This is a genomic window from Staphylococcus sp. EG-SA-2 (assembly GCF_017152085.1).
Genome location: NZ_JACYHC010000244.1, coordinates 1 through 509, shown reverse-complemented (window position 1 = coordinate 509; position 509 = coordinate 1). Strand labels below are relative to the sequence as shown.

Below are 509 nucleotides of genomic sequence, written 5' to 3'. Positions count from 1 at the left end.
ATACGCAAAGAGGTTTTTCTTTTTCGCTACTAGTTGCTTAGTGTTAACTTTAGTTGTAGTTTCAAGTCTAAGTAGCTCAGCAAATGCATCACAAACAGATAACGGCGTAAATAGAAGTGGTTCTGAACATCCAACAGTATATAGTGCAACTTCAACTAAAAAATTACATAAAGAACCTGCGACATTAATTAAAGCGATTGATGGTGATACGGTTAAATTAATGTACAAAGGTCAACCAATGACATTTAGACTATTATTGGTGGATACACCTGAAACAAAGCATCCTAAAAAAGGTGTAGAGAAATATGGTCCTGAAGCAAGTGCATTTACGAAAAAAATGGTAGAAAATGCAAAGAAAATTGAAGTCGAGTTTGACAAAGGCCAAAGAACTGATAAATATGGACGTGGCTTAGCGTATATTTATGCTGATGGAAAAATGGTAAACGAAGCTTTAGTTCGTCAAGGCTTGGCTAAAGTTGCTTATGTTTATAAACCTAACAATACACATG

The 509-nt window shown here is 34.8% G+C and carries 1 protein-coding gene; it reads left to right on the top strand.

Going from position 1 to position 509, the window contains the following annotated elements; translation table 11 throughout:
• Positions 1-509: thermonuclease family protein (locus IDG60_RS02380; protein WP_206160456.1), on the top strand; the 509-nt coding region annotated here is incomplete at both ends.